The sequence below is a fragment of the Ectopseudomonas khazarica genome, assembly GCF_004521985.1.
GTDB classification, from domain to species: Bacteria; Pseudomonadota; Gammaproteobacteria; order Pseudomonadales; family Pseudomonadaceae; genus Aquipseudomonas; species Aquipseudomonas khazarica.
Genome location: NZ_SBHZ01000016.1, coordinates 33,931 through 54,770 on the forward strand (window position 1 = coordinate 33,931; position 20,840 = coordinate 54,770).

Here is a 20,840-nt window from a genome sequence, read left to right on the forward strand (position 1 = left end):
ACGATACCGAATCGCGCGACCGATGGGGTAGGATGAGGCCTCTGCTGGAGCGATCACAGCAGACACCCATAACGATAAAAACAGAGTGTCATGATTCACCGACTTGCCCGTTCCGCTATTGCTCAGCTGCTGATGGCCGTCCTGCTCGGCGGTATTCTCGGTGTCTGCGATCCAGCTCTGGCAATCCAGATGAAACCGCTCAGCGAGCTGTTTCTTGGCATCATTGCCTGGGTGACGCCGCCGGTGATGTTCATCCTGCTCTGCTCCAGCGTCGCCAGGCTCGTCGGCCACCCTGGCAGCGCGACACTGGCATTGAAGACCTTGGGCTACTGGCAGCTGATGTCCATGCTGTCACTGAGCTGCGGCATCCTGTTGGCGCTGCTGTTGCAGCCTGGCAGCAGTGATGCCTCCCTGTCACCCACAGCGGCCGACAGCCAAACCGGTACGGACGTGATTGCGCAGCTGCCCGCCCTGGTGCTGCAGACGCTCGAGCAGAGCCTGATTCTCAAGGTGCTGCTTGCCGCGCTGATCTGCGGCTACCTGCTGGGGCTCTCGGGCCGAGCGGGTACGTCACTGCAGCGATACCTGGATCAGGGCGTCTCGCTGATCTTCGGACTGATGCGAGGCATCGTGCGCTTCGCCCCACTGGCCGCCTTCGCTGCCATCGCCTTCACCATCGGCAAGTACGGCATGACAGCCGCCATTCCGCTGTTGAAGTTCATCGCCACCCTGTACCTGGCCAGCCTCCTGTATGTCGCGCTGGTACTGGGCCTTGCGCTGCGCCTGCTCGGGTTGCGCCTGTGGCGCCTGATCCTCCACGTCAAAGAAGAACTGCTGCTGGTCGCCGCCACCGGCTCATCGGTAGCGGCTCTGCCGAAGCTGCTCGAGAAACTCGAAACGGCTGGGTGCAGCAGCCATGTCGCACGCCTGCTGCTGACCGGCGGCTACAGCTTCAACCTCAACGGTTCGAATCTCTACCTGAGCGTGGCCATGATGTTTCTCGCACAGATGGCAGGAACCGATCTCAGCGCTCAGCAGCTCCTGCTGCTCCTGTTCGTCAGTCTGTTCACCTCGTTGGGAGCGACCAGCGTCGCCGGCTCGGCTTTCGTCATCCTGACCGCCACACTGAGCGCTCTGCAGTTCGCCCCGCTGGAGCTGCTGGGTGTCCTGATTGGCGTCGAACGCCTGATGAAGTGCCGCTCGCTGACCAATGTCCTGGGCAACTGCGTGGCCTGTCTGTTCATCAGCAAATGCCACGGTGCGCTGAATGTCGAGCAGGCTCGGTGCGTACTCGGCCGGCACCGCCAGCAGCGAAGCGCCCTGACGCTGAACGAGAAGTGACGGCCTGCCGCGCGGACTATTCGCTTGCCTGCTGCAGCCGATAGCGCAGCCTGAGCCGACCTGGACCTCCGGCACTGCGTGCAGCATGGCGCCGCAGCAGTTCGGCCCCGGCCCCCTGGCCGACCAGGTCGACAACCTGCAGATCGGCAAGAGCTGGATGATCTGCGAGATAGCGCAACAGACCATCGACAACCGATAACGCGCGCACGCCTCTGCGGGCATATCCGGAGCGCGCTCCCCTGGCCCAGTCGTCCGTCTGCCAGGCCGGCATGTCAGAGCGAACCCTGGGGTCGCCAGGTTCAAGAAAGACAGGCGCCATCAGCAGTGTCTCATCGGCCAGGAATGACTCCCCGTCGGGCGCCGGGCCGAAAAGGATGACCGCCCGGCTCAGACCGACTGGCAGGTTGTAGAGATCTGCATTGGCGCCTACCAGGATGGTGAAGGTAACCCCATCGCCACGCAGCCGCATGAACTGCATCGACAGCTTGCTCCTGGGTTCCACCGGGCCGCTCCCCGAGTACCACAAGGCGCCGCTACCGAGCATCGATAGCAGCGCCGCCAGCTGGAGCAGGTGACGCCTGCGCACGGACCGAGACGATCAGCGCGCGAGGCGGTCGAACGCCTTGTCCAGACGCTGCTCCGCATCGACCAGTCGCTGGCGATGCTCGCTCATCCAGCCCTGATCGCTCTTCAGGGTCTTCTGCGCCGCCGCGAGCATGCGCTTGACCTCGGCAGGTTGCGGCCCCCCCGTGCCCCTGCGGGTCTCCACCATGGTGCGTGGCGACAGCGTGGCACGGAACTCGGATTCACTCAGCGGCAACCGCTGCTCCTGCCACTTGTACTTCTGCGCCGCCTTGCTGAACAGCGCCTGGGCATCCGCGTAGGGAAAGGTCTTCGGCAGCAAGCCTTCCTTGCGCGCCTGCCCGACGATCATGGAGGCGAAGCTGTGTCCTATGCGAAACGGCACCTTGTGCTCACGCTCGAGGGTGTCGGCCAGTTCCATCGACGTGGTCCAATCGTTGTCCAGTTCTTCCAGGGCACGCTCGGGGTTGATCACCAGGGCATCGAGTACCGAATCCAGACGCTTGAACATCTGCGTGGCCGACTCGAACAGGCCGAGCTCGTCGAACGCGATCTTGTAGTCGGTCATGCCGGTCGTGACATTGTGCGCACGGATCGACGTGGCGCCGGCCAGTCCGACGACGTTGGACGCCGACTCGCGGGTGCGCATCAACAGGCCCGGGTTGCGCTTCTGCGGCATGGCGCTGCTGGTATAGGTTGCCCCCTCCTCGAGCAGCAACCAGGGGCGGGTCTGGTGGTACTGGGTATGAATGTCACCGATCAGTGCGCCCACGCGAATCGCTGACGAGGACGCGATACCGGCAGCCTCCAGCGGGATGTCGAAGGTCGATACCTGGCTGGAGTCCAGCGAGTTTTCGCGTACGCCATCGAAACCGAGCAGGCTCGCCAGGCGCTCTCGATTGAGCGGCCAGCCCGAGTTGGCCAGGACTGCGGTGCCCATCGGGCTGAGGTTGAGACGCCCGTAGAGTTCGTGAATGCGCTGGGCGTCACGCTGGAATGCCGCTTCGAACGCCAGCAGATAGTGCGCGTAGCTGATCGGCATGGCCTGCACACCGTTGGTATAGGCAGGAATCAGCGTGTCGACATTGTCGCCGGCGATTCTCAGCAGGCGTTCGCGCACGCTGTTGAGGCCGTCGCTGAAATCCAGCACCTGGGCGCGCAGCACCGCCAGGCGATAGGTCGCGTACATGTCCTGCCGACTGCGCCCGGAATGGATCAGCGATGCCTCGGGACCGATCTTGTCGATCATGATCTTCTCGACCTGCAACACATCGCTGGGGCGCTTGCCATCGGCCTGCCCTGCCTGCTCGATGACATGCTGCACGCCACCGGCAATACGCTTGCCCTGCGGGGCACTGACGATACCTTCCTCGGTGAGCATGACGATGGAGGCCTTGTTGATGCGGTTCATCCAGGCGAACTGGCTTTCGTAGGCACCGCCTTTCAGCGCACGTTTGTCGGTACTCGCACCGATCCTGGCGGCCTGCTCGGCACACTCGGCAGTGGTGTTGCAGGGGACGTCGGCGGTATTGGCGGCCTGGAGGCTGAGCGGCAGGAACAACGCGGCGCTGATGGCCAGGTGCAACAGGGTCTTGTGGGTCTTCATGCATGAATCCTCGCGAATGCACCGGGCCGCAGCGGGCCCGGTATCTGGCAGAAAAGGGATCAGAACAGCGGCAGGGTGTAGCTGAAGATCAGGCGGTTCTGATCGATGTCGTTACCGCCGTTGCTGCGATAGGTACCGTTCCGCCATTTGACGCCGAAGTTCTTCAGCGGGCCGTTCTGCACGACATAGGCAATGTCGGTGTTGCGCTCCCACTCCTTGCCCTCACGACCGCCGGCGCGTTCGAAGTTGTCGCCGCTGATGTAGCGGGTCATGAAGGTCAGGCCAGGCAGCCCCAGCGCGGTGAAGTCGTAGTCGTAACGCACCTGCCAGGAGCGCTCCTCGGGGCTGGCGAAATCCGCCGAGATCATCACGTAGTTGACCAGGAAGGAGTTGGTGCCTTCGATATGCGGAAAGCCCGTATCGCCACTCATCTTCTGATACGCCACACCGAACGAGTGGCTGTTGAGGTTGTAGGTGAACCTGGCACCGACGGCCGTGTTGTCGACGTTGCTGTTGCCATCATGGGTGGAGCGGGCATAGCGAATGTCACTGTCGAACGAATGCCCGTCCCTGATGGGCAGGTGATGACGCAGGCTGACGATGTGTTGCTTGTAGTTCTGCTCCAGGTGCCCGTAGTTGTAGGCGGTACTCAGCTGCTTGGACCACTTGTAGCTGGCCCCTGCGAAGTTGAATTCGTCGCTGGCCTGGCCACCTCGGATGCCCTTGCCGGCGACCAGCATGTCATCACTGGCACTGGAGTTGCGCAGGCTGTTCTGCGTCAGTTGGCCAACGTCCAGCGTCAGCCCGTCGATTTCTCGGGATTGCAGCTGTGCGCCCCGGAAGGTCTGCGGCAGCAGACGAGAATCACTGGGCAGGACCGTCGGCAGTTTCGGGATCAAGGTACCGACATGCAGCGTGCTCTTGGAGATGCGCGCCTTGGCGGTAAAACCCAACTGGCTGTAATCATCGGGGGCCTTGTCGTCGCCCACCGGCAGCAGGCCGGTACCCTGGCGATCAGGACCGGAGTCGAGCTTCAGGCCAAGCAGGCCCAGCGCATCGACACCGAAGCCTATCGGCCCCTCGGTGAAGCCGGACTGATAGTTGAGCAGAAACCCTTGTGCCCACTCGTCCCGCTTGGACTGGCTGGCGCCGTCCTGGCGAAAGTCATGGTTCATGTAGAAGTTGCGTAACTCGACGGAGGCCTTGCTGTCTTCGAAGAAGGCGGCGCTGGCGACGACGGGAAAGGCAAGGGAGCTGCCCACTGCGAGGAGTGCGGGCAGGCGCGAGGTAGGTCGTATCATTTTCATGCCTCGATTCATTGTTTTTGTTAGCGACCAGGCAACTGGCAAGGGGATGCTAAAGACAACGAATAGAGATTAAAAATATATAAATAGTCTCGACATGATACTTACAAAATATGCATAACCCCCTCCCCCATCTCAGTCCAAGCGAGCGGTCGTCATCAGCACCTCGCTCAACGCCTGCGCCGCGCTGGACAACTGATGCCCGGCCAGGTGCAACAGACCCACACGGCGCGAGACCTGCGGCTCGCTGAGCGGCAGGCAGCGGGCGCCCAGGTCTTCCATCTGCTGGCGACATAGCTGCGGCACCGCGCTGACGCCCAGGCCTTCGGCGACCATGCGTCCGACCGTCACCAGCTGGTGGCTCTCGAACGCCACCGGCAGCTTGCCATGCCGGGCGATCACGCTGTCTTCCAGCAGCAGGCGGACTGCCGAGGGCCGCTGCAGGGTGATGAAGGGCTGCTCCAGCAACTGCGCCCAGGTCAGCGCGGACTGCCCGGCCAGCTCGCTGCCGGCCGGCACCACGGCGACGAAGCGATCGTCGTACAGCGCGGTGAACTGCAGGCCGTCGAGGGTCGCCGGCTCGAAGGCGATACCCAGTTCGACACGGCCATCGCGCACCATCTCCATCACCTGCTCGTTGATCACGTCATGCACCGCCACGTTGACCCGCGGATAGGCATCGCGGAACGCGCGCAACGCCGCCGGCAGGCGGTTGCCGGCGAACGACGGCATGGCCGCCACCGCCACCTTGCCCATCTGCAGGGTGAAGTGCTGGCGCAGCAGGTCCTCGGCATTGTCCCAGTCGGCCAGCAGGCGCACGGCGATCGGCAGCAAGGTCTCGCCTTCGGGGGTCAGCGCCACGCTGCGGGTGGTGCGTACCAGCAACTGGCCGCCCAGGGACTGCTCCAGGTTCTTGATCGCCAGGCTCAGCGCCGGCTGCGACAGGTGCAGGCGCTCGCAGGCCTGGGCGAAGCTCAGGCTCTGCGCCACGGCGAGAAAGGCGCGTAGCTGCTTGACGGTCATTGATTTATTTACCTGATCAATCAAGAGGAAAAACAAACTTAACAAATAAGCCCGCAGCGATGAAGCTTGGACACAGCCTGGCAGTGCTCCTGCCCCACAACAACAAGAGGCAGCCTCGAATGAGCGGACTCGACAAACGCGTCGGCAGCTATGAAGAAGCCCTGCACGGCCTGCAGGACGGCATGACCGTACTGGCCGGCGGCTTCGGCCTGTGCGGCATCCCCGAGAACCTGATCGCGGAGATCCGTCGCCGTGGCGTGCGCGACCTCACCGTGGTCTCCAACAACTGCGGTGTCGACGGCTTCGGTCTCGGCGTGCTGCTGGAAGACCGGCAGATCCGCAAGATGATCGCCTCCTACGTCGGCGAGAACGCCCTGTTCGAACAGCAGCTGCTCAGCGGCGAGCTGGAAGTCGAACTCACCCCGCAAGGCACCCTGGCCGAGAAGCTGCGCGCCGGTGGCGCCGGCATTCCTGCCTTCTTCACCGCCACGGGTTACGGCACGCCGGTCGCCGAGGGCAAGGAAGCGCGCGAGATCGACGGCCGTCACTACATCCTCGAACCGGCCATCACCGGCGACTTCGCCATCGTCAAGGGCTGGAAGGCCGACCATTTCGGCAACGTGGTCTACCGCCACACCGCGCAGAACTTCAACCCGGTGGTCGCCAGTGCCGGACGCATCACCGTGGTCGAGGTGGAAGAGATCGTGGAACCCGGCGAACTCGACCCGACGCAGATTCACACCCCCGGCATCTACGTCGACCGGCTGATCTGCGGCACCTTCGAGAAACGTATCGAAAAACGCACCCTGCGCAGCTAGCAGGTTGCTGAACAACGTCAGCGAGACAGCCGAGACAAGGCAGGAACAGGCAGGCAAGCGCAGTTCACGCGCAGTGAATCAGTACCTTGAGCCCGTTTTCAACGCCGTCGGCCACGCAGGCAGTTCTTCAGCAGCCGCCAAGAGGATAAGAGCATGGCACTAACCCGTGAACAAATGGCCCAGCGCGTCGCCCGCGAGCTGCAGGATGGTTTCTACGTCAACCTGGGCATCGGCATTCCCACCCTGGTGGCCAACTACGTGCCCGAGGGCATGCAGGTGATGCTGCAATCGGAAAACGGTCTGCTCGGCATGGGCGCCTTTCCGAGCGAGGACGAAGTCGACGCCGACATGATCAATGCCGGCAAGCAGACGGTCACCGCCGTCAAGGGCGCGGCGATCTTCGACTCGGCGCAATCCTTCGCCATGATCCGTGGCGGCCATGTAGACCTGACCGTGCTCGGCGCCTTCGAGGTGGACGTGCGCGGCAACATCGCCTCATGGATGATCCCCGGCAAGCTGGTCAAGGGCATGGGCGGCGCCATGGACCTGGTGGCCGGTGCCGACAACATCATCGTCACCATGACCCACGCCTCCAAGGACGGCGAGTCCAAGCTGCTGGAACACTGCAGCCTGCCGCTGACCGGTTGCGGCTGCATCCGCAAGGTACTGACCGACCTGGCCTACCTGGAGATCGAGGACAACGCGTTCGTCCTGCGCGAGCGAGCCCCTGGGGTCAGCGTCGAGGAAATCGTCGCCAAGACCGCCGGCAAGCTGATCGTCCCCGAACACGTGCCGGAAATGAGCTTCTAAGTTGTCTACCGTTCCGTAGGCGCCACCACGCACGGCGTCTACGGAACGTTTTTCTACATGGCGGGAGGCACTTCAGCGGCGAGCCTGTCTCGTCGCGGCTCAGCCCCTCCCACGCTACGCGGCCCATCAGCCGAGAGGAGTCACCCCATGCAAGACGTCGTCATCGTCGCCGCCACCCGTACCGCGATCGGCAGTTTCCAGGGCAGCCTGGCCGAGGTCCCCGCCCCCGAGCTCGGCGCCATCGTCATCAGGCGTCTGCTGGAGCAGACCGGCCTCGACGCCGCCCAGGTCGATGAAGTGATCCTCGGCCAGGTGCTCACCGCAGGCTCCGGGCAGAACCCCGCACGCCAGGCTGCGATCCGCGCCGGCCTGCCGCACGCCGTGCCGGCGATGACCCTGAACAAGGTCTGCGGCTCGGGCCTGAAAGCCCTGCACCTGGCGACCCAGGCCATCCGCTGCGGCGACGCCGAGGTGGTGATCGCCGGCGGCATGGAGAACATGAGCCTGTCGCCCTACGTATTGCCCAAGGCCCGTACCGGCCTGCGCATGGGCCATGCGCAGATGCTCGACAGCATGATCGTCGACGGCCTGTGGGACGCCTTCAACGACTACCACATGGGTATCACTGCCGAGAACCTGGTGGAGAAGTACGCTATCAGCCGTGAAGCCCAGGATGCCTTCGCCGCCGCCTCGCAACAGAAAGCCGTGGCCGCCATCGAAACCGGTCGTTTCGATGCCGAGATCACCCCGGTGCTGATCCCGCAGCGCAAGGGCGACCCGCTCGCCTTCGCCCGTGACGAGCAGCCACGCGCCGGGACCACCGCCGACAGCCTGGCCAAGCTCAAGCCCGCCTTCAAGAAGGACGGCAGCGTCACCGCCGGCAATGCCTCCAGCCTCAACGACGGTGCCGCTGCGGTGCTGCTGATGAGCGCCGCCAAGGCGCAGACACTGGGGCTGCCGGTGCTGGCGAAGATCGCCGGCTACGCCAACGCCGGCGTCGATCCGGCGATCATGGGTATCGCCCCGGTATCCGCCACTCGCCGCTGCCTGGACAAGGCCGGCTGGAGCCTGGCCGACCTGGACCTGATCGAAGCCAACGAAGCGTTCGCTGCACAGGCGCTGTCGGTGGGCCAGGAGCTGGGCTGGGATGCCGACAAGGTCAACGTCAATGGCGGCGCCATCGCCCTTGGCCACCCCATCGGTGCTTCGGGCTGCCGCGTGCTGGTCAGCCTGCTGCACGAGATGATCCGCCGCGACGCCAGGAAAGGCCTGGCCACCCTGTGCATCGGTGGCGGTCAGGGCGTGGCGCTGGCCATCGAGCGCTGACCCGCAGGGTGGTTCACACCCTGCAGACTGCAACAGCGTGGCCCGGATACGATCCGGGGAGGACCTCCCGGCCTGCATCCGGGCTACGTCAAACAGCTCGGCCTCGTGCCGGGCTTTGTCATATCCACTGCAACGCCCAGGCGAAGCCAACCCCAGAGTGCCTGGTCAAAGCCCCAGAACATGTTCGAAGCCTCGCGAGCGGGAGGCATGCAAGGCAAAACAGGCGAAGAAGCGGAGTTTACGAGCAGTAGATGAGCATTCTGAGCAGGTTCTAAGCCCGCAGGCCCGATGCGCAGCAGGTTTTCAACAGGCTCTTACACAACCATAAGAAAGAGGCGTCCCCCATGTTCAACACCCTCACTCGCATGAGCGTGAGCCTGGTACAGAAGTACCTGCCCTCACCTTTCGTGTTCTCCGCATTGCTCACCCTGGGCGTGCTGCTGGCCGGCATCTTCTCTACCGGCCAATCGCTGCCGGCCATGGTGCAACACTGGAGCGGCGGCTTCTGGACCCTGCTCGGCTTCGCCATGCAGATGGCCCTGATCTTCGTCACCGGCCACGCCCTGGCCAGCGCCCCGATCATCAACCGCCAGCTCGACCGTCTGGCCGGCGTCGCCCGCACACCAGGACAGGCAATCGTCATGGTCACCCTGGTGGCGCTGCTCGGCTGCTGGGTCAACTGGGGTTTCGGCCTGGTGATCGGCGCCGTGTTCGCCCGCGCCCTGGCGCGCAAGGTGGATGGCGTCGACTACCCGCTGCTGGTGGCCTCGGCCTACTCGGGCTTCCTGGTCTGGCACGGCGGTCTGGCCGGTTCGATCCCGCTGTCGATGGCCACGGGCGGACCTGACCTGGCGCGGATCACCGCCGGCATCCTGACCGAGCCGGTGAGCATCGCCGAGACCCTGTTCAGCCCGCTGAACCTGACCATCGTCGCCCTGCTGGTGATCGGCCTGCCGCTGCTCAACCGCGCCATGCACCCGCGCCAGGGGGCCAAGGTGGCCGACCCGGCCAAGCTGGTGGAATCCCGTGCCGAACTCCCGGCGCGTGAAACCCCGGCACAGCGCCTGGACGACAGCCGCATTCTCGGCCTGGCCCTGGTGGCCATGGCTGGCATCTACCTGTTCAACCACTTCGCCAACAAGGGCTTCGTCCTCGGCCTGGACGTGGTGATCGCGATCTTCCTGTTCTGCGGCCTGCTGATGCACGGCACCCCGGAGCGCTACATGCGCGCCGTGGATGAGAGCGTGCGCGGCATCGGCGGCATCGTCCTGCTGTTCCCCTTCTACGCCGGGATCATGGGCATGATGATGGGTGCCAATGCCGACGGTATCTCCCTTGGCCGGCAGATCACCGAGACCTTCATCTCCTGGTCGTCGGCCGACACCTTCCCGCTGCTGGCCTTCCTCAGCGCGGGCGTGGTCAACGTGTTCGTGCCGTCCGGCGGTGGCCAGTGGGCCGTGCAGGGACCGATCATGCTGCCGGCCGCCCAGGCCCTGGGCGTATCCCCGACCGTGACCGCCATGGCGATCGCCTGGGGCGATGCCTGGACCAACATGATCCAGCCGTTCTGGGCCCTGCCGCTGCTCGGCATCGTCGGCCTCGGCGCCCGTGACATCATGGGCTACTGCCTGATCATGCTGCTGTACTCCGGCGTGGTGATCTGCGGCGCCTTCTACTTCATCGGCTGAGCCTTCAGCCTGGTTCCGGCTCGCGATCGGCGCTCCCCGACACCTCGCGAGCTGGAGCATTGCGAGCCTGCTTCTAGCGCAGCAGGCTGTGCCGAACTCAATCGCCCATCAGCCCCTGCGCCTTGGCCATCGCCACGGCCTGCGTGCGTCGTTGCACGCCGAGCTTGACGTTGATCCGCCGGGCATGGGTCTTGACCGTGTGCAGCGAGATGAACAGGCGATCGGCGATCTCCTGGTTCGACAGCCCCTGGGCGATCAGCTGCAGCACCGCCAGCTCGCGCGAGCTGAGCAGCGCGGTTCCGGCACTGGCCGGCTCATCGACCGCAGGTGCCGGCTCGAACAGGCGCTGATACAGGCTGCTGCCCGCCTCCCCCGGCAACACCCGCTCCAGCCATTGCGCCTGACGCTGCTGCAGTTCCTGCAACGGCCGTAGCAGACGCAGCTGCCGCGCCTCATCGATCGCGACCCGCAGCAGGGCCTCGGCCGCACTCTCCTGCTGCTGGTGCAGCAGGCACTCCACCAGGGCGATCCGGCACTCGCAGGCCAGGCTGCGGTGGCCGGACAGCTGGCATTCGTCGAGCAGCAGGCGCAGCGCATGCTCGGCGGCGGCCCGATGGCCGAGCAACAGGTCGCTGACCGCCAGGTGCAGACGCAGGCGCGGCAGCAGATCGTAGAAACCGGAAGGCGCCAACTGCTGGCGTTGCTGCAGCTGCTGCAAGGTCTGGGCGAACACCTCGCGTGCCCTGCCGACCTGGTCCTGGCGCAACAGCAGGCGGCCACTCTGCAACTGCAGCACGCCGCGATAGCGCACCTCGGGCACATGCGACCACTGCATGGCCCGCTCGGCCTTCTGTAACCACTGGTAGGCCTCTTCCAGGTCGCCGCGCGACTCGGCCAGCTCCAGCAAGCCCAGATAACCGGAAATGGTGTAGGCGTCCCCGCAATACTCGGCCTCCTGCAGCCCGTGGCGGTAGGCGAGCTGTGCGGCCTCCTCGAGGCCCTGGCGCGCCAGCAGGCTGGCCCGCAACAGCAGCAGACGCCCGACCACCGGGCTGTGACTGAAACCGTCACGCAGCAGCGCCAGCGACTGCTCGGCCAGTTCGGCGGCGCGCCCGGCCTCGCCCTGCATTTCCAGCAGCAGGCAGTGATCGGTGTTGAGCAGTGCCTCGTAGATCAGGCTGCCATGCAGCCGCGCCAGGCGCAGGCCTTCGTCCAGTGCCTGCTGCGCCTGGTCCAGGGCATTCTCCGCGAGGTACTGCTGGGCCAGCGCCTGGTAGCACAGGATGCGCTGCGACCAGCCGCTCTCGTCCAGCGCCTGCAACGCCTCCAGGCAGTGCTGGCGGGCGTCGCGACGGCCGCACTGGCGCGCCAGCACGCCACTGAGGGCCTGCCACTGGGCCAGCAGCTTGCGCTGGCGCCGGGCATCGGGCTGCGGCAGGAAATGCGCCAGCGCCTGGGTGCACTCAGCGGCCTCGTCGAAGCGTGCGCAGATGATCAGCGCCCAGGCCTGCAGCACGATCAGCCGCGGCGAACTGGCGAACAACCAGGCCGGCAGCTCCTCGCGCCACTGCAGGAACTGCGCGACCGAGTGCCCCTGCAGCAGCTGCTCCTGGCTGAAGCGCTGCAGGTAGTTGACCGCCACTTCGATCTGCCCGGCCTGCAGCGCGTGCTCGACCGCCTCGCGAATGTCGCCATGCAGGGCGAACCACTGGCAGGCCCGCACGTGTACCGAGGCCGACGGCGGAGCGCCCGGCAACTGCCGCAGCACCTGCGCCAGCGGGTGCCAGAGGCGAAACCAGCTGCCGCTGCTGTCCAGGCTGCGCAGGAACAGCTGGCGCCGCAGCAACCCGTGCAGCAGGTCGCTGCCGCGCCCCTCCAGCAGGTGTTCGCAGAGCGAGGCGGAGAAGCGCGGCAACAGTGCCAGGGCGTGCAGGTCACCGAGCAACTCCTCGTCCAGCTCGGCGAGCACCTCGCGCTGCACGTAGTCGCGCAGCAGCGGACACCCCGACTGCAGGCGCTGGCGGAGCGCTGCTTCATCGGCATCGAGCAGCAGCAGGCGAATCGCCGCCAGCCAGCCTTCGCTGAACTGCAGCAGGGCCTGGCGCAGGTCGTCGGGCAGTGGCAACTGCAGGGTCGCCAGCAGCTCGTCCAGGGCTTCGCCATCCAGCGCCAGATCCTCGCCCTGCAGCTCGAGCAGGTCACCCTGCAACAGCAGGCGCGGCAGGTTCCAGCCTGGGGTGCGGCGGCATGCGACCCACCAGGTCACCTGCGCGGGCGCGGCGGCGAACAGCCGGTCGAGGCAGGCATCGAGTTCGCCATCCTCGGCGCGCGGGTAATCGTCGATGAATATCCACAGGCGGCCGCTGCGCTGGTGCAACAGTTCGAGCAACGCGGCTTCGCTGTGCTCGTCGGCCGCCAACGGCTGCTGCAGGGCCGCAGCCAGGCGCTTGCACAATTGCGCGGCGCTCAGCGCACCGCCGCCCAGGTCGAGCCAGAACGGTTCGATCGTGGCGGGTGTCATGCGCGCGCACTGGCCGAGCAACACGCTCTTGCCCGCACCAGCCGGGGCGCACAGCAGGCGCAGGCGCGATTCACTGGCCAGCAGGCGTTGCACCAGGGCGGGACGAGGCACCACGCAAGGTGGCAGCCGGGGCAGGTCGACAGGTCGCGCCTGCAGCGCACCCTGACGGGCGATGGCGAGGGTAGGCATGGCAGCGGTTCTCTCTGTTGTCATTGTTGAACCACTCGCAGATGGTACCCCGCCCATCTGCCTTGGCCACCCCATGACGCTTATGGGGCGAGATTCACGCAACCGTGGCCCATGCAAAAAAGCCGGTGTCACGGGCAGTGACACCGGCTCGTTCAAGGCAGGCCCGCTCAGCGCACGCCGGCGTTACGCAGGGCCGCAGGCGTGAAGTCCTTGGCCGAGGCCTGGGTGCCGTACTGCACCGCGGTCTTCTCCTCGTTGGCCATGCCGATGGCGATGTAGCGCCCGGCGATGATGTCGTACAGCGCCTCGAACGCGTAGACCGGAACCTTCTGCGCATAGTGCTGCATGAGCATGGCCTCACCGACGCGCCACAGCTGGCCACGCCCGTCGTAGTGCTCGGACAGGGCGATCTGCCAGGAGTCCTCGTCCACGTAGAAGCGGCGCTTGGCGTAGATGTTGCGCTCGCCCGCCTTGAGCGTCGCCTCCACTTCCCAGACCCGGTGCAGCTCGTAGCGGATCAGGTCCTGATTGACATGGCCGGCCTTGAGGATGTCCTCGTACTTCACCTGGGGCGTGGCCACGCGGTAGTTGTTGTAGGGGATCAGCATTTCGCGCTTGCCCACCAGTTTCCAGTCGTAACGATCCGGAGCACCGTTGAACATGTCGAAGTTGTCCGAGGTACGCAGGCCGTCAGCGGCAGTACCCGGACCGTCGTACGCCACCTGCGGCGCACGGCGCACGCGGCGCTGTCCGGCGTTGTACAGCCAGGCCATGCGTGGTTCCTTCACCTGATCCAGCGAGTCGTGCACCAGCAGCACGTTACCGGCCAGGCGCGACGGCGCGGTGACCCGCTGCTTGAAGAACAGCAGCGCGTTCTCCGCCTTGTCCGGGTCGATGTCCGGGATATTCTCGGGGAAGGCCACCTCGTCCTCGAAATGCACCAGGGTGTAGGCCCCGTTGGTCTGCGGCGACGCCTGCACGATGCTGCGCTTGAGGTTGCCGCCGCGATAGCGGGTGATGTGGTTCCACACCACTTCCAGACCGTTCTGCGGGATCGGGAAGGCGTAATAGCGGCTGTCGGTGAAGTTGACCAGGCCGTTGCCGCCATCGCGCAGACCGGTCTTCAGCGCGCTGGTCCTGGCCGCGGCGTAGATGCTGTCGGGCAGCGCCGAGCTGCGGTGGGTCGGGTACACCGCCATGCGGTAGCTTTCCGGGTAGCGTTTGAACATCGCCAGTTGCCCGGCAGACAGCTGCTCGCGGTACTGCTCCAGGTTCTGCGCGGTGATGGTGAACAGCGGCTGCTCGCTGGCGTAGGGGTCACTGAGAAAACCGTTCGCGTCGACCTGCCCGGCATCGCTGGCCAGGCCACCGTTCCAGGCGGGGATGTTGCCGGCGGCGTTGCCGGCCATCTCCGCGCCCAGCGGCGTCAGGCTGCTACCGAGCTTGGCCGCCTCATCCGCACTGACCGCCGCCAGCACGCTGCTGGCCAGCAGGCTCAGGGAAAGTGCGCCGAGCATCTTCAGGGTTGTATTCATCTGCATTCCTCAACTGATCCTGATGGCCTAGAAGCTCACGCCGAAGCTGAGCGCCAGGAAGTCGCGGTCCACCGCGACGTTGTAATCCCCGCCGAAGAAGTCGGTGTACGACAGGCTGGCGGTGTAGGTATTGCGGTAGTCGGCGTCGATACCGATGCTCACGGCCTTGGCGCCCTCGTTGAACAGGCCGTTGGGGCCGTAGCCGTCGACGTCGTGCGACCAGGAGATGTTCGGCTTGAGGTTCACCCCGGCGATGGCGTTGCTGTACTCCCAGATGCCGCGCACGCGGTAGCCCCAGGAGGTGCGGGTGACGAAGCCATGGGTGTCGCCACGGAAACCGTAGGCGCCGAACAGCGAGTCACGCCCGTAGCGCAGGTCTTCGCGGCTCTCCAGGCCACCGACGTGGGCCATGCCGACCTCGCCCACCAGGGTGAAGCGTCCGGCGCCCATCACCTGATCGAAGAAGTGGGTGAAGGTGGTCTGTACCTGGGTGACCTCCTTGCGCCGGTAACCGATGTTGTCCTGCCCTGCCCCGGCCGAGACCGGCGCGGTGCCGGGCGCGATGGGGTTGAGCAGGCTCAGGGTCATGTCGGTGGTGTTGATCTGCAGCGGCATGTTCGGCCGGTAGCTGACCTCGCCGCTCCAGGCGGTGCCGGTCGGCAGGGTGGTGGCGAAGCTCAGGCCGTAGAGGCGAATGTCTTCCGGGTACTCCAGGAAGTACTTGCCGTTGCCCAGCATCACGCTCTGCGCGAGACCAGTCCCCGAACCGGGAGAGATGCCATTGGCGGTGGCGATGATGTTGGGCAGCGCGGCCAGCGTCGCCAGGCTGGCATTCTGCGTGCCGACAATGGGTGTGCGGCTGTGATAGTTCATGAAGTACGCGCCGTACTCGGTCTCGTCACCCAGCCAGCGCAGGGCCACGCCCCACTGGCCGCTGTCACGCGCATCGCGATCCCCCGCACGCGGCAGGATCACCCCTTCGGAATCCACCTGGAAACCCTGGCCGAAGGCCGCTGCCACCGGTTGCAGCGGCGCGATGGCCGGCGAACCGATGTGATAGCCGCTGTCGCAACCGTCGGCGGCGACATCGGCGGTGGAGAAGAAGGTGCCGCAGTTGTCGATCACCGTCTGGTCCCACTCCAGCTGGTAGAACGCCTCCATGCTCAGCTGGTCGCTCAGGCTCTGCGACAGGTAGAACATGTTGACCGGGATCAGGCCTTCCTTGAGCTCGGCCCCCGGCCGGCGGAAGGCGGCCACGTCGATGGGGTTGATCGAGTTGATGCTGTTGCCGATGAAGGTGCTCTCACCCCAGCTCACCACCTGCTTGCCGAGCCGCACGGTGCCAGGCAGGTCACCGATCGTGTAGTTGTGGTAGACGAAGGCGTCGAGAATCTCGGCGCCGGCGGACTTGGCGCCTTCCTTGCGGTTGTGCTCGTCGATGTCCTTGAACAGACGGCTCTCGTCCTTGAGTTCGAAGTCGTACCAGTACTTGCCACGCACGAAGACGCCGGTGTCACGATAGCGCAGCTCCAGGTCATGGGTACCCTTGAAGATCTTCGAGAAGGTCTCGCCCTTCTTGAAGTTCAGGCGACCGTCGTCGCCGGTCTGCGCCTGCCCCTGACCGCCGTTGTTCGGCCCGATCAGGTCGCGGTCCGGGCTGCGCATCGACCAGCTGGCGCCGATCGACAGCGAGCTGTCGAACTGCCCTTCGATCTCGCCGATGTTGAAGGTGACGGCCTGCGCCTGCGCGGCGAAACCGACGGCGACGGCCAAAGCCAAGGTGTGCGGCTGGAATAGTCCGGGCCCTGTTGTTCTTGTCATGCGGGTCTCCTGAAGTGGGGTACAGCTGCAGGGAACCCTACGCAGCGACCGCGACCCGGTTAAGCGCACCAAGGAGGGATTTCATCTGTCGCTCGAAAGGATGAATGGCGCCCTGCACCGGGCCTGCGCGCGGCGACCCAAGCGCGATGAATGACGGACCATCAAGGGGACGGGGAACTTTCCCCCGGGCGACCGAGCAGGCATGCTGCGCACCTACGCATCACGGGAGCGACACGATTCATGGAGATACTGCTGAAACTCTGCGCCTCGCTGGCCCTCGCCATGGGCGCGATCTTCGCCTTCCTGCCCGGCGCGTTCGGCCTGCTCAACTTTCGCAACGAACAGCGCCAGGCCTGGCTCAAGCACCTGGCAACGCTGAGCTGGTGGCTGCTGCTGCTCGCCCATCCGCTCGCGCTGTACCAGCTGTGGCAGGCCGATACCCCCTATCGCTGGCTGTTGCTGCCGGTGGGCCTGCACCTGCTGTTCTTCGGTGTGTTCGGGCGCAACGTCAGCACGCGCTGAAGCGCTTCAGCGCCAGCGGTCCAGCAGGTTCACCGCCAGCCGATCCAGCCAGCCCCACAGGCGTTGCTGGGCGCGGCGCCACCAGGGCCTCTGCTGCCAGTCGTCGAGGGTGATCTCGCGGCTGACGGCGAAATCCTCGATGAAGCACGCCGCCACCGCCTGGGTGAAGCCCGGATCGAGTGCCTCGACGTTGGCGTCGAGGTTGAAACGCAGGTTCCAGTGATCGAAGTTGCACGATCCGACACTGACCCAGTCGTCCACCAGGACCATCTTCAGGTGCAGGAAACGGGGCTGGTATTCGAAGATGCGCACGCCTGCCTTGAGCAGCTTGGGGTAGTAGCGCTGGCCGGCGAAGCGCACCGGCGGGTGATCGGTGTGGCGGCCGGCCAGCAGCAGACGCACCTCGACGCCGCGCGCCGCCGCCCGACGCAGCGCTCGACGAATCTTCCAGGTGGGCAGGAAGTACGGCGTGGCCAGCCAGACGCGCTGGCGGGCCCCTCGCAGCGCCCGTAGCAGGGACAGCAGAATGTCACGGTGCTGGGCGGCATCGGCGTAGGCCACGCGGCCCAGGCCGAGCCCCGCCGGCGGGCAGTCCGGCAGACTCAGCGCCAGCGGCTGGTGCCGCGGACGCCAGGCGAAGCGCGCCCGCCACTGGTGCTCGAACAACTGCTGCCAGTCGCCTACCAGCGGCCCTTCGATCTCCACCATGACTTCGTGCCAGGGGCTGCGCGACTCGCTGGGCAACCAGAACTCGTCGGTGGCGCCCGTGCCGCCGACATAGGCCAGGCGGCCATCCACCAGCACCAGCTTGCGATGATCCCGATGAAAGTTGCGCACGCCACGACGCCAGCGCAGCGGGTTGTACCAGCGCAGTTCCACCCCAGCCGCCAGCAGGCGCTCACGCGCCGGCACTGCCAGCCCCGCCGCACCGTAGGCATCGAACAGGCCGCGCACCCGCACGCCACGGGCAGCGGCCCGGCACAGCGCATCGACCAGGCGCTCGCTGCACTGGCCATCCTCGATCAGGTACAGCTCCACCTCCACCTGCTGCGCGGCTGCGGCGATCGCGGCCAGCATGCGCGGGAAGAACACCGCACCATCGAGCAGCAGCTCGAAACGGTTGCCCGCCCGCCAGGGGTAGATGGTGCCGCGCGACGCCACGCTCAACCTCCCCGGCGGCAGGACAGGATGCTTGGCCCCTGTGGCAAGAGGAACGCCCGCAGCGCCCCGTTACAGGCGGTGACGACAGACAATGAGGGGAACGGCGAATGGCGCATGAGGGCTCGGAAAACGGCATGACCGGTCGGCCACGATAGCCGCCATGGGCCGCCTTGCAAAGCCCGCACGCCCGCGCCTCGCCGCCCGCTGGCGCAGCCCCTGGAGCGCGCCGTCAGTCCGCGTCAGTCGTCACTCGTTCGGCAGCAGCTGGCAGCCCTGGCGCGCGCCCAGCCACGCGGCGCTGTGGGTACGGCCCAGGCCGCTGGCGGTCACGCGCCTGGCGTCTTCGTCGTCGAGCAGGCTGCTGATCGGCACGTACTGCTGCACGTAGCCTTCGCAATAGGCCGCCGGGTTGCCGCTGACGTAACGGCAGGAGCAGTACTCCTTGGCCGTGTAGGCGCCGATGATGTCGGGGAAGGCCGCCAGGTGCTGGCGATTCGCCCAGGCCCAGGCCAGCAGCACGAGGAGCAGCAGGACCAGCACGCTGAGCAGCGGATGACGACGGATCATGGCTGTACCTCCGCGGCGAAGGCCGCCTGCACGCGCTTGAGCAATTCGTTGTGCTGGAAGCTGCCGTCGCGGTCATCGGCATAGCGCACCACCACCAGGTTCTCCTTCGGCATCACGTACAGGCCCTGCCCCCAGTGCCCCAGCGCGGCGAGCGTATCGCTCGGTGCGTCCGGCCACGGTCGCGGCCAGCCCGGCAGCTCGGGGTTGAGCCACCACTGGCCGCCGGGTACGGCATCACCCGGAGCGACCCCCTGCGCCATGTAGGCGGCGAAGGGCGTGGAAACGAAATCGACCCAGGCCGACGGCAGCAGCTGCCGCTCGCCCCAGCGCCCGCCGCGCTGCATGAGCAGGCCGATGCGCGCCAGGTCACGGGCGGTCATGTAGGCGTAGGACGAGGCGATGAAGGTCCCGCTGGCATCGCGTTCCCATGCCGCGCTGGTGATGCCCAGCGGCTCGAACAGCGCGGTCCAGGGATAGTCGGCGTAGGCCTGCTGCCCGAGCATGCCGCGCAGGGTGGCGGCCAGGACATTGCTGTCGCCGCTGGAATAGCGGAAGCGCGTACCGGGCGCGGCGTCGGCCGCATGCGCAGCGGCGAACGCAGCCATGTCGCCACGCCCCCGGGTGTAGAGCATGGCCACCACCGACGACTTCAGCGGCGCGTATTCGTAGTCCTCCTGCCAGTCCAGACCCGAGGCCCAGTTGAGCAGGTGTCCCATCTTGATCTGCGGGTGCTCGGCCATCGCCGGGTAGTACTGCGCGGCCGCGGCATCGAGCCTGAAACGTCCCTCGCCATAGGCCACGCCGAGCACGGTGGCGAAGACGCTCTTGGCCATCGACCAGCTCAGGTGCGCGGTCTGCGCCGTGGTCGGTTCGGCGTAGCGCTCGTAGACGATGCGGCCATCGCGCACCACCAGCAATGCGTCGGTACGAATGCCCGTGCGCTGGGCATCGTCACGTTCGGGGAAGGCATAGCGCTCCAGCTCGGCGAGGGCTGGCGTCTGCGCCGCAGCCTGCACCTGCCAGTCGGGCTGCGGCCAGTTTTCCGCGTGGGCGGCGCCGGCAAGCAGGCTGAAGCCGAGCGTCAGGCTCAGGCGGCGAAGAGAACGGATCGACATGGCGGGCCTCGGTTTAATGACCGAGGCGCACCCTAGCATGCCGGCCACGACAGCTTGAAGCGCCTATTGCGCCATCTGCCGGACTCATCGGGGCAGGCAGTAATCCTCGGGGCCCATCAGGTCGAGGCCACACTCGAGGTTCTCGATCCAGTAGAGGAAGGCGCTGATCATCTCCGCCCCCACGAAAGGCCGGCCGTGCTGCGGCACGATCATCGCCACATCCATCTCGCGCACCATCGCCGCCCACAGGCGACAGGCCTTGTTGCCGGCCATGTAGCGACGGTGGAAGCCCTCCATGTTCGGCACATGGTTGACGAAGTCACGCACCGGCGTGGCGTCGTCGACCATCGACGCGCCCATGTCGCCGGAGAAGAGGATCTTGCTCACCGGGTCATACAGCTGGAAGTTGCCCACCGAGTGGAGGAAGTGCGCGGGCACCGCCTTGAGCTTGCACTTGCCCAGCGGGATGCTCTGGCCACGGTCCGGCAACGCGATGATGCGGTCGTAGGTATTGATGCCACGGCTCAGGGCCAGGTAATTGGCCGTCAGGTGCGGCAGGAAGCGGGCCCACAGCTTGGAGCAGATGACCCGTGCGCTGGTGTGCAGCAGCCACTTGTCCAGGGACGCGATGATGTCCGGGTCCTGGTGCGAGGCGAAGATGTAGGTCAGGTCCTGCACGCTGATGTGCTTGGACAGCTCCAGCGACAAGGGGGTGTACGTCAGGTCACCGCCCGGATCGAGCAGCAGGTACTGCTCGTTGTCGGTGATCAGGAACTGGTTGGATTGCACGCCCTCGCCGCTGACCAGGTCATCGAACATCAGGCATTGGTGGCTGCCGTTATCGAACAGCACGATGGGCTCGCGGCGCATGGAAACCTCTCGGAAAAAACGCGAGGCCACATTAATCCCAT

The 20,840-nt window shown here is 65.9% G+C and carries 17 protein-coding genes; 6 read left to right on the forward strand and 11 right to left on the reverse strand.

Annotation, left to right across the window (positions count from 1 at the left end; all coding sequences use genetic code 11):
* The first annotated feature begins 90 nt into the window (after positions 1-90).
* Positions 91-1,341 carry a cation:dicarboxylate symporter family transporter gene (locus tag EPK82_RS19355; protein WP_134677717.1) on the forward strand — a complete coding sequence of 417 codons (1,251 nt, stop codon included), beginning with the start codon at positions 91-93 and terminating at the stop codon, positions 1,339-1,341.
* Positions 1,342-1,357: 16 nt separating this feature from the next.
* On the opposite strand, the gene EPK82_RS19360 is transcribed toward EPK82_RS19355, so the two are convergent.
* The 4 genes from EPK82_RS19360 to EPK82_RS19375 all read right to left on the reverse strand — a co-directional run bounded on the left by EPK82_RS19360 (position 1,358) and on the right by EPK82_RS19375 (position 5,856).
* On the reverse strand, positions 1,358-1,819 hold the full coding sequence (locus EPK82_RS19360) for a hypothetical protein (RefSeq protein ID WP_134677718.1): 462 nt from the start codon (positions 1,817-1,819) through the stop codon (positions 1,358-1,360).
* Between the two features lie 120 nt (positions 1,820-1,939).
* Positions 1,940-3,529, reverse strand: coding sequence for an argininosuccinate lyase (locus EPK82_RS19365; RefSeq protein WP_134677719.1), 1,590 nt, complete (start codon positions 3,527-3,529; stop codon positions 1,940-1,942).
* 59 nt (positions 3,530-3,588) lie between these two features.
* Complete coding sequence (locus tag EPK82_RS19370; protein ID WP_134677774.1) at positions 3,589-4,830, reverse strand: OprD family porin; 1,242 nt, start codon at positions 4,828-4,830, stop codon at positions 3,589-3,591.
* 138 nt (positions 4,831-4,968) lie between these two features.
* Complete coding sequence (locus tag EPK82_RS19375) at positions 4,969-5,856, reverse strand: LysR family transcriptional regulator (RefSeq protein WP_037047027.1); 888 nt, start codon at positions 5,854-5,856, stop codon at positions 4,969-4,971.
* A gap of 119 nt (positions 5,857-5,975) precedes the next feature.
* Here EPK82_RS19375 and EPK82_RS19380 point away from each other — a divergent pair, with 119 nt between their 5' ends.
* The 4 genes from EPK82_RS19380 (at position 5,976) to EPK82_RS19395 (ending at position 10,498) form a co-directional block, all read left to right on the forward strand.
* The gene (locus EPK82_RS19380; RefSeq protein WP_037047024.1) at positions 5,976-6,674 is read left to right on the forward strand and encodes a CoA transferase subunit A; all 699 of its coding nucleotides are present in this window, start codon (positions 5,976-5,978) and stop codon (positions 6,672-6,674) included.
* Between the two features lie 153 nt (positions 6,675-6,827).
* Positions 6,828-7,484 carry a CoA transferase subunit B gene (locus EPK82_RS19385; RefSeq protein ID WP_037047022.1) on the forward strand — a complete coding sequence of 219 codons (657 nt, stop codon included), beginning with the start codon at positions 6,828-6,830 and terminating at the stop codon, positions 7,482-7,484.
* A 147-nt stretch (positions 7,485-7,631) separates the two neighbouring features.
* A complete protein-coding gene (locus tag EPK82_RS19390) occupies positions 7,632-8,810 on the forward strand; it encodes an acetyl-CoA C-acetyltransferase (protein WP_134677720.1) in 1,179 nt (392 codons plus the stop codon).
* Positions 8,811-9,154: 344 nt separating this feature from the next.
* Entirely contained in the window at positions 9,155-10,498 is a 1,344-nt protein-coding gene (locus EPK82_RS19395) for a short-chain fatty acid transporter (RefSeq protein WP_037047010.1), read from the forward strand.
* Positions 10,499-10,595: 97 nt separating this feature from the next.
* Here EPK82_RS19395 and EPK82_RS19400 read toward each other — a convergent pair whose 3' ends face one another.
* From EPK82_RS19400 to EPK82_RS19410, 3 genes are all read right to left on the reverse strand, one after another.
* Positions 10,596-13,208, reverse strand: a complete 2,613-nt coding sequence (locus tag EPK82_RS19400) for a LuxR C-terminal-related transcriptional regulator (RefSeq protein ID WP_134677721.1) — start codon at positions 13,206-13,208, stop codon at positions 10,596-10,598.
* Between the two features lie 167 nt (positions 13,209-13,375).
* Positions 13,376-14,743: a DUF1329 domain-containing protein gene (locus EPK82_RS19405; protein WP_134677722.1), complete on the reverse strand. Its 1,368-nt coding sequence runs from the start codon at positions 14,741-14,743 to the stop codon at positions 13,376-13,378.
* 27 nt (positions 14,744-14,770) lie between these two features.
* Positions 14,771-16,564, reverse strand: coding sequence for a DUF1302 domain-containing protein (locus EPK82_RS19410; RefSeq protein ID WP_134677723.1), 1,794 nt, complete (start codon positions 16,562-16,564; stop codon positions 14,771-14,773).
* A gap of 240 nt (positions 16,565-16,804) precedes the next feature.
* Between EPK82_RS19410 and EPK82_RS19415 the strand changes: the two genes are divergently transcribed.
* A complete protein-coding gene (locus tag EPK82_RS19415) occupies positions 16,805-17,086 on the forward strand; it encodes a hypothetical protein (protein WP_037047003.1) in 282 nt (93 codons plus the stop codon).
* A gap of 6 nt (positions 17,087-17,092) precedes the next feature.
* On the opposite strand, the gene EPK82_RS19420 is transcribed toward EPK82_RS19415, so the two are convergent.
* From EPK82_RS19420 to EPK82_RS19435, 4 genes are all read right to left on the reverse strand, one after another.
* Entirely contained in the window at positions 17,093-18,247 is a 1,155-nt protein-coding gene (locus EPK82_RS19420) for a phospholipase D-like domain-containing protein (RefSeq protein ID WP_037047001.1), read from the reverse strand.
* Positions 18,248-18,493: 246 nt separating this feature from the next.
* The gene (locus EPK82_RS19425) at positions 18,494-18,814 is read right to left on the reverse strand and encodes a hypothetical protein (protein ID WP_037046999.1); all 321 of its coding nucleotides are present in this window, start codon (positions 18,812-18,814) and stop codon (positions 18,494-18,496) included.
* The gene (locus EPK82_RS19430; protein WP_134677724.1) at positions 18,811-19,929 is read right to left on the reverse strand and encodes a serine hydrolase domain-containing protein; all 1,119 of its coding nucleotides are present in this window, start codon (positions 19,927-19,929) and stop codon (positions 18,811-18,813) included. Before EPK82_RS19430 ends, EPK82_RS19425 begins: the two co-directional genes overlap by 4 nt.
* Before the next feature lie 84 nt (positions 19,930-20,013).
* A complete protein-coding gene (locus EPK82_RS19435; RefSeq protein WP_037046995.1) occupies positions 20,014-20,799 on the reverse strand; it encodes an oxygen-binding di-iron domain-containing protein in 786 nt (261 codons plus the stop codon).
* Positions 20,800-20,840 lie beyond the last annotated feature (41 nt).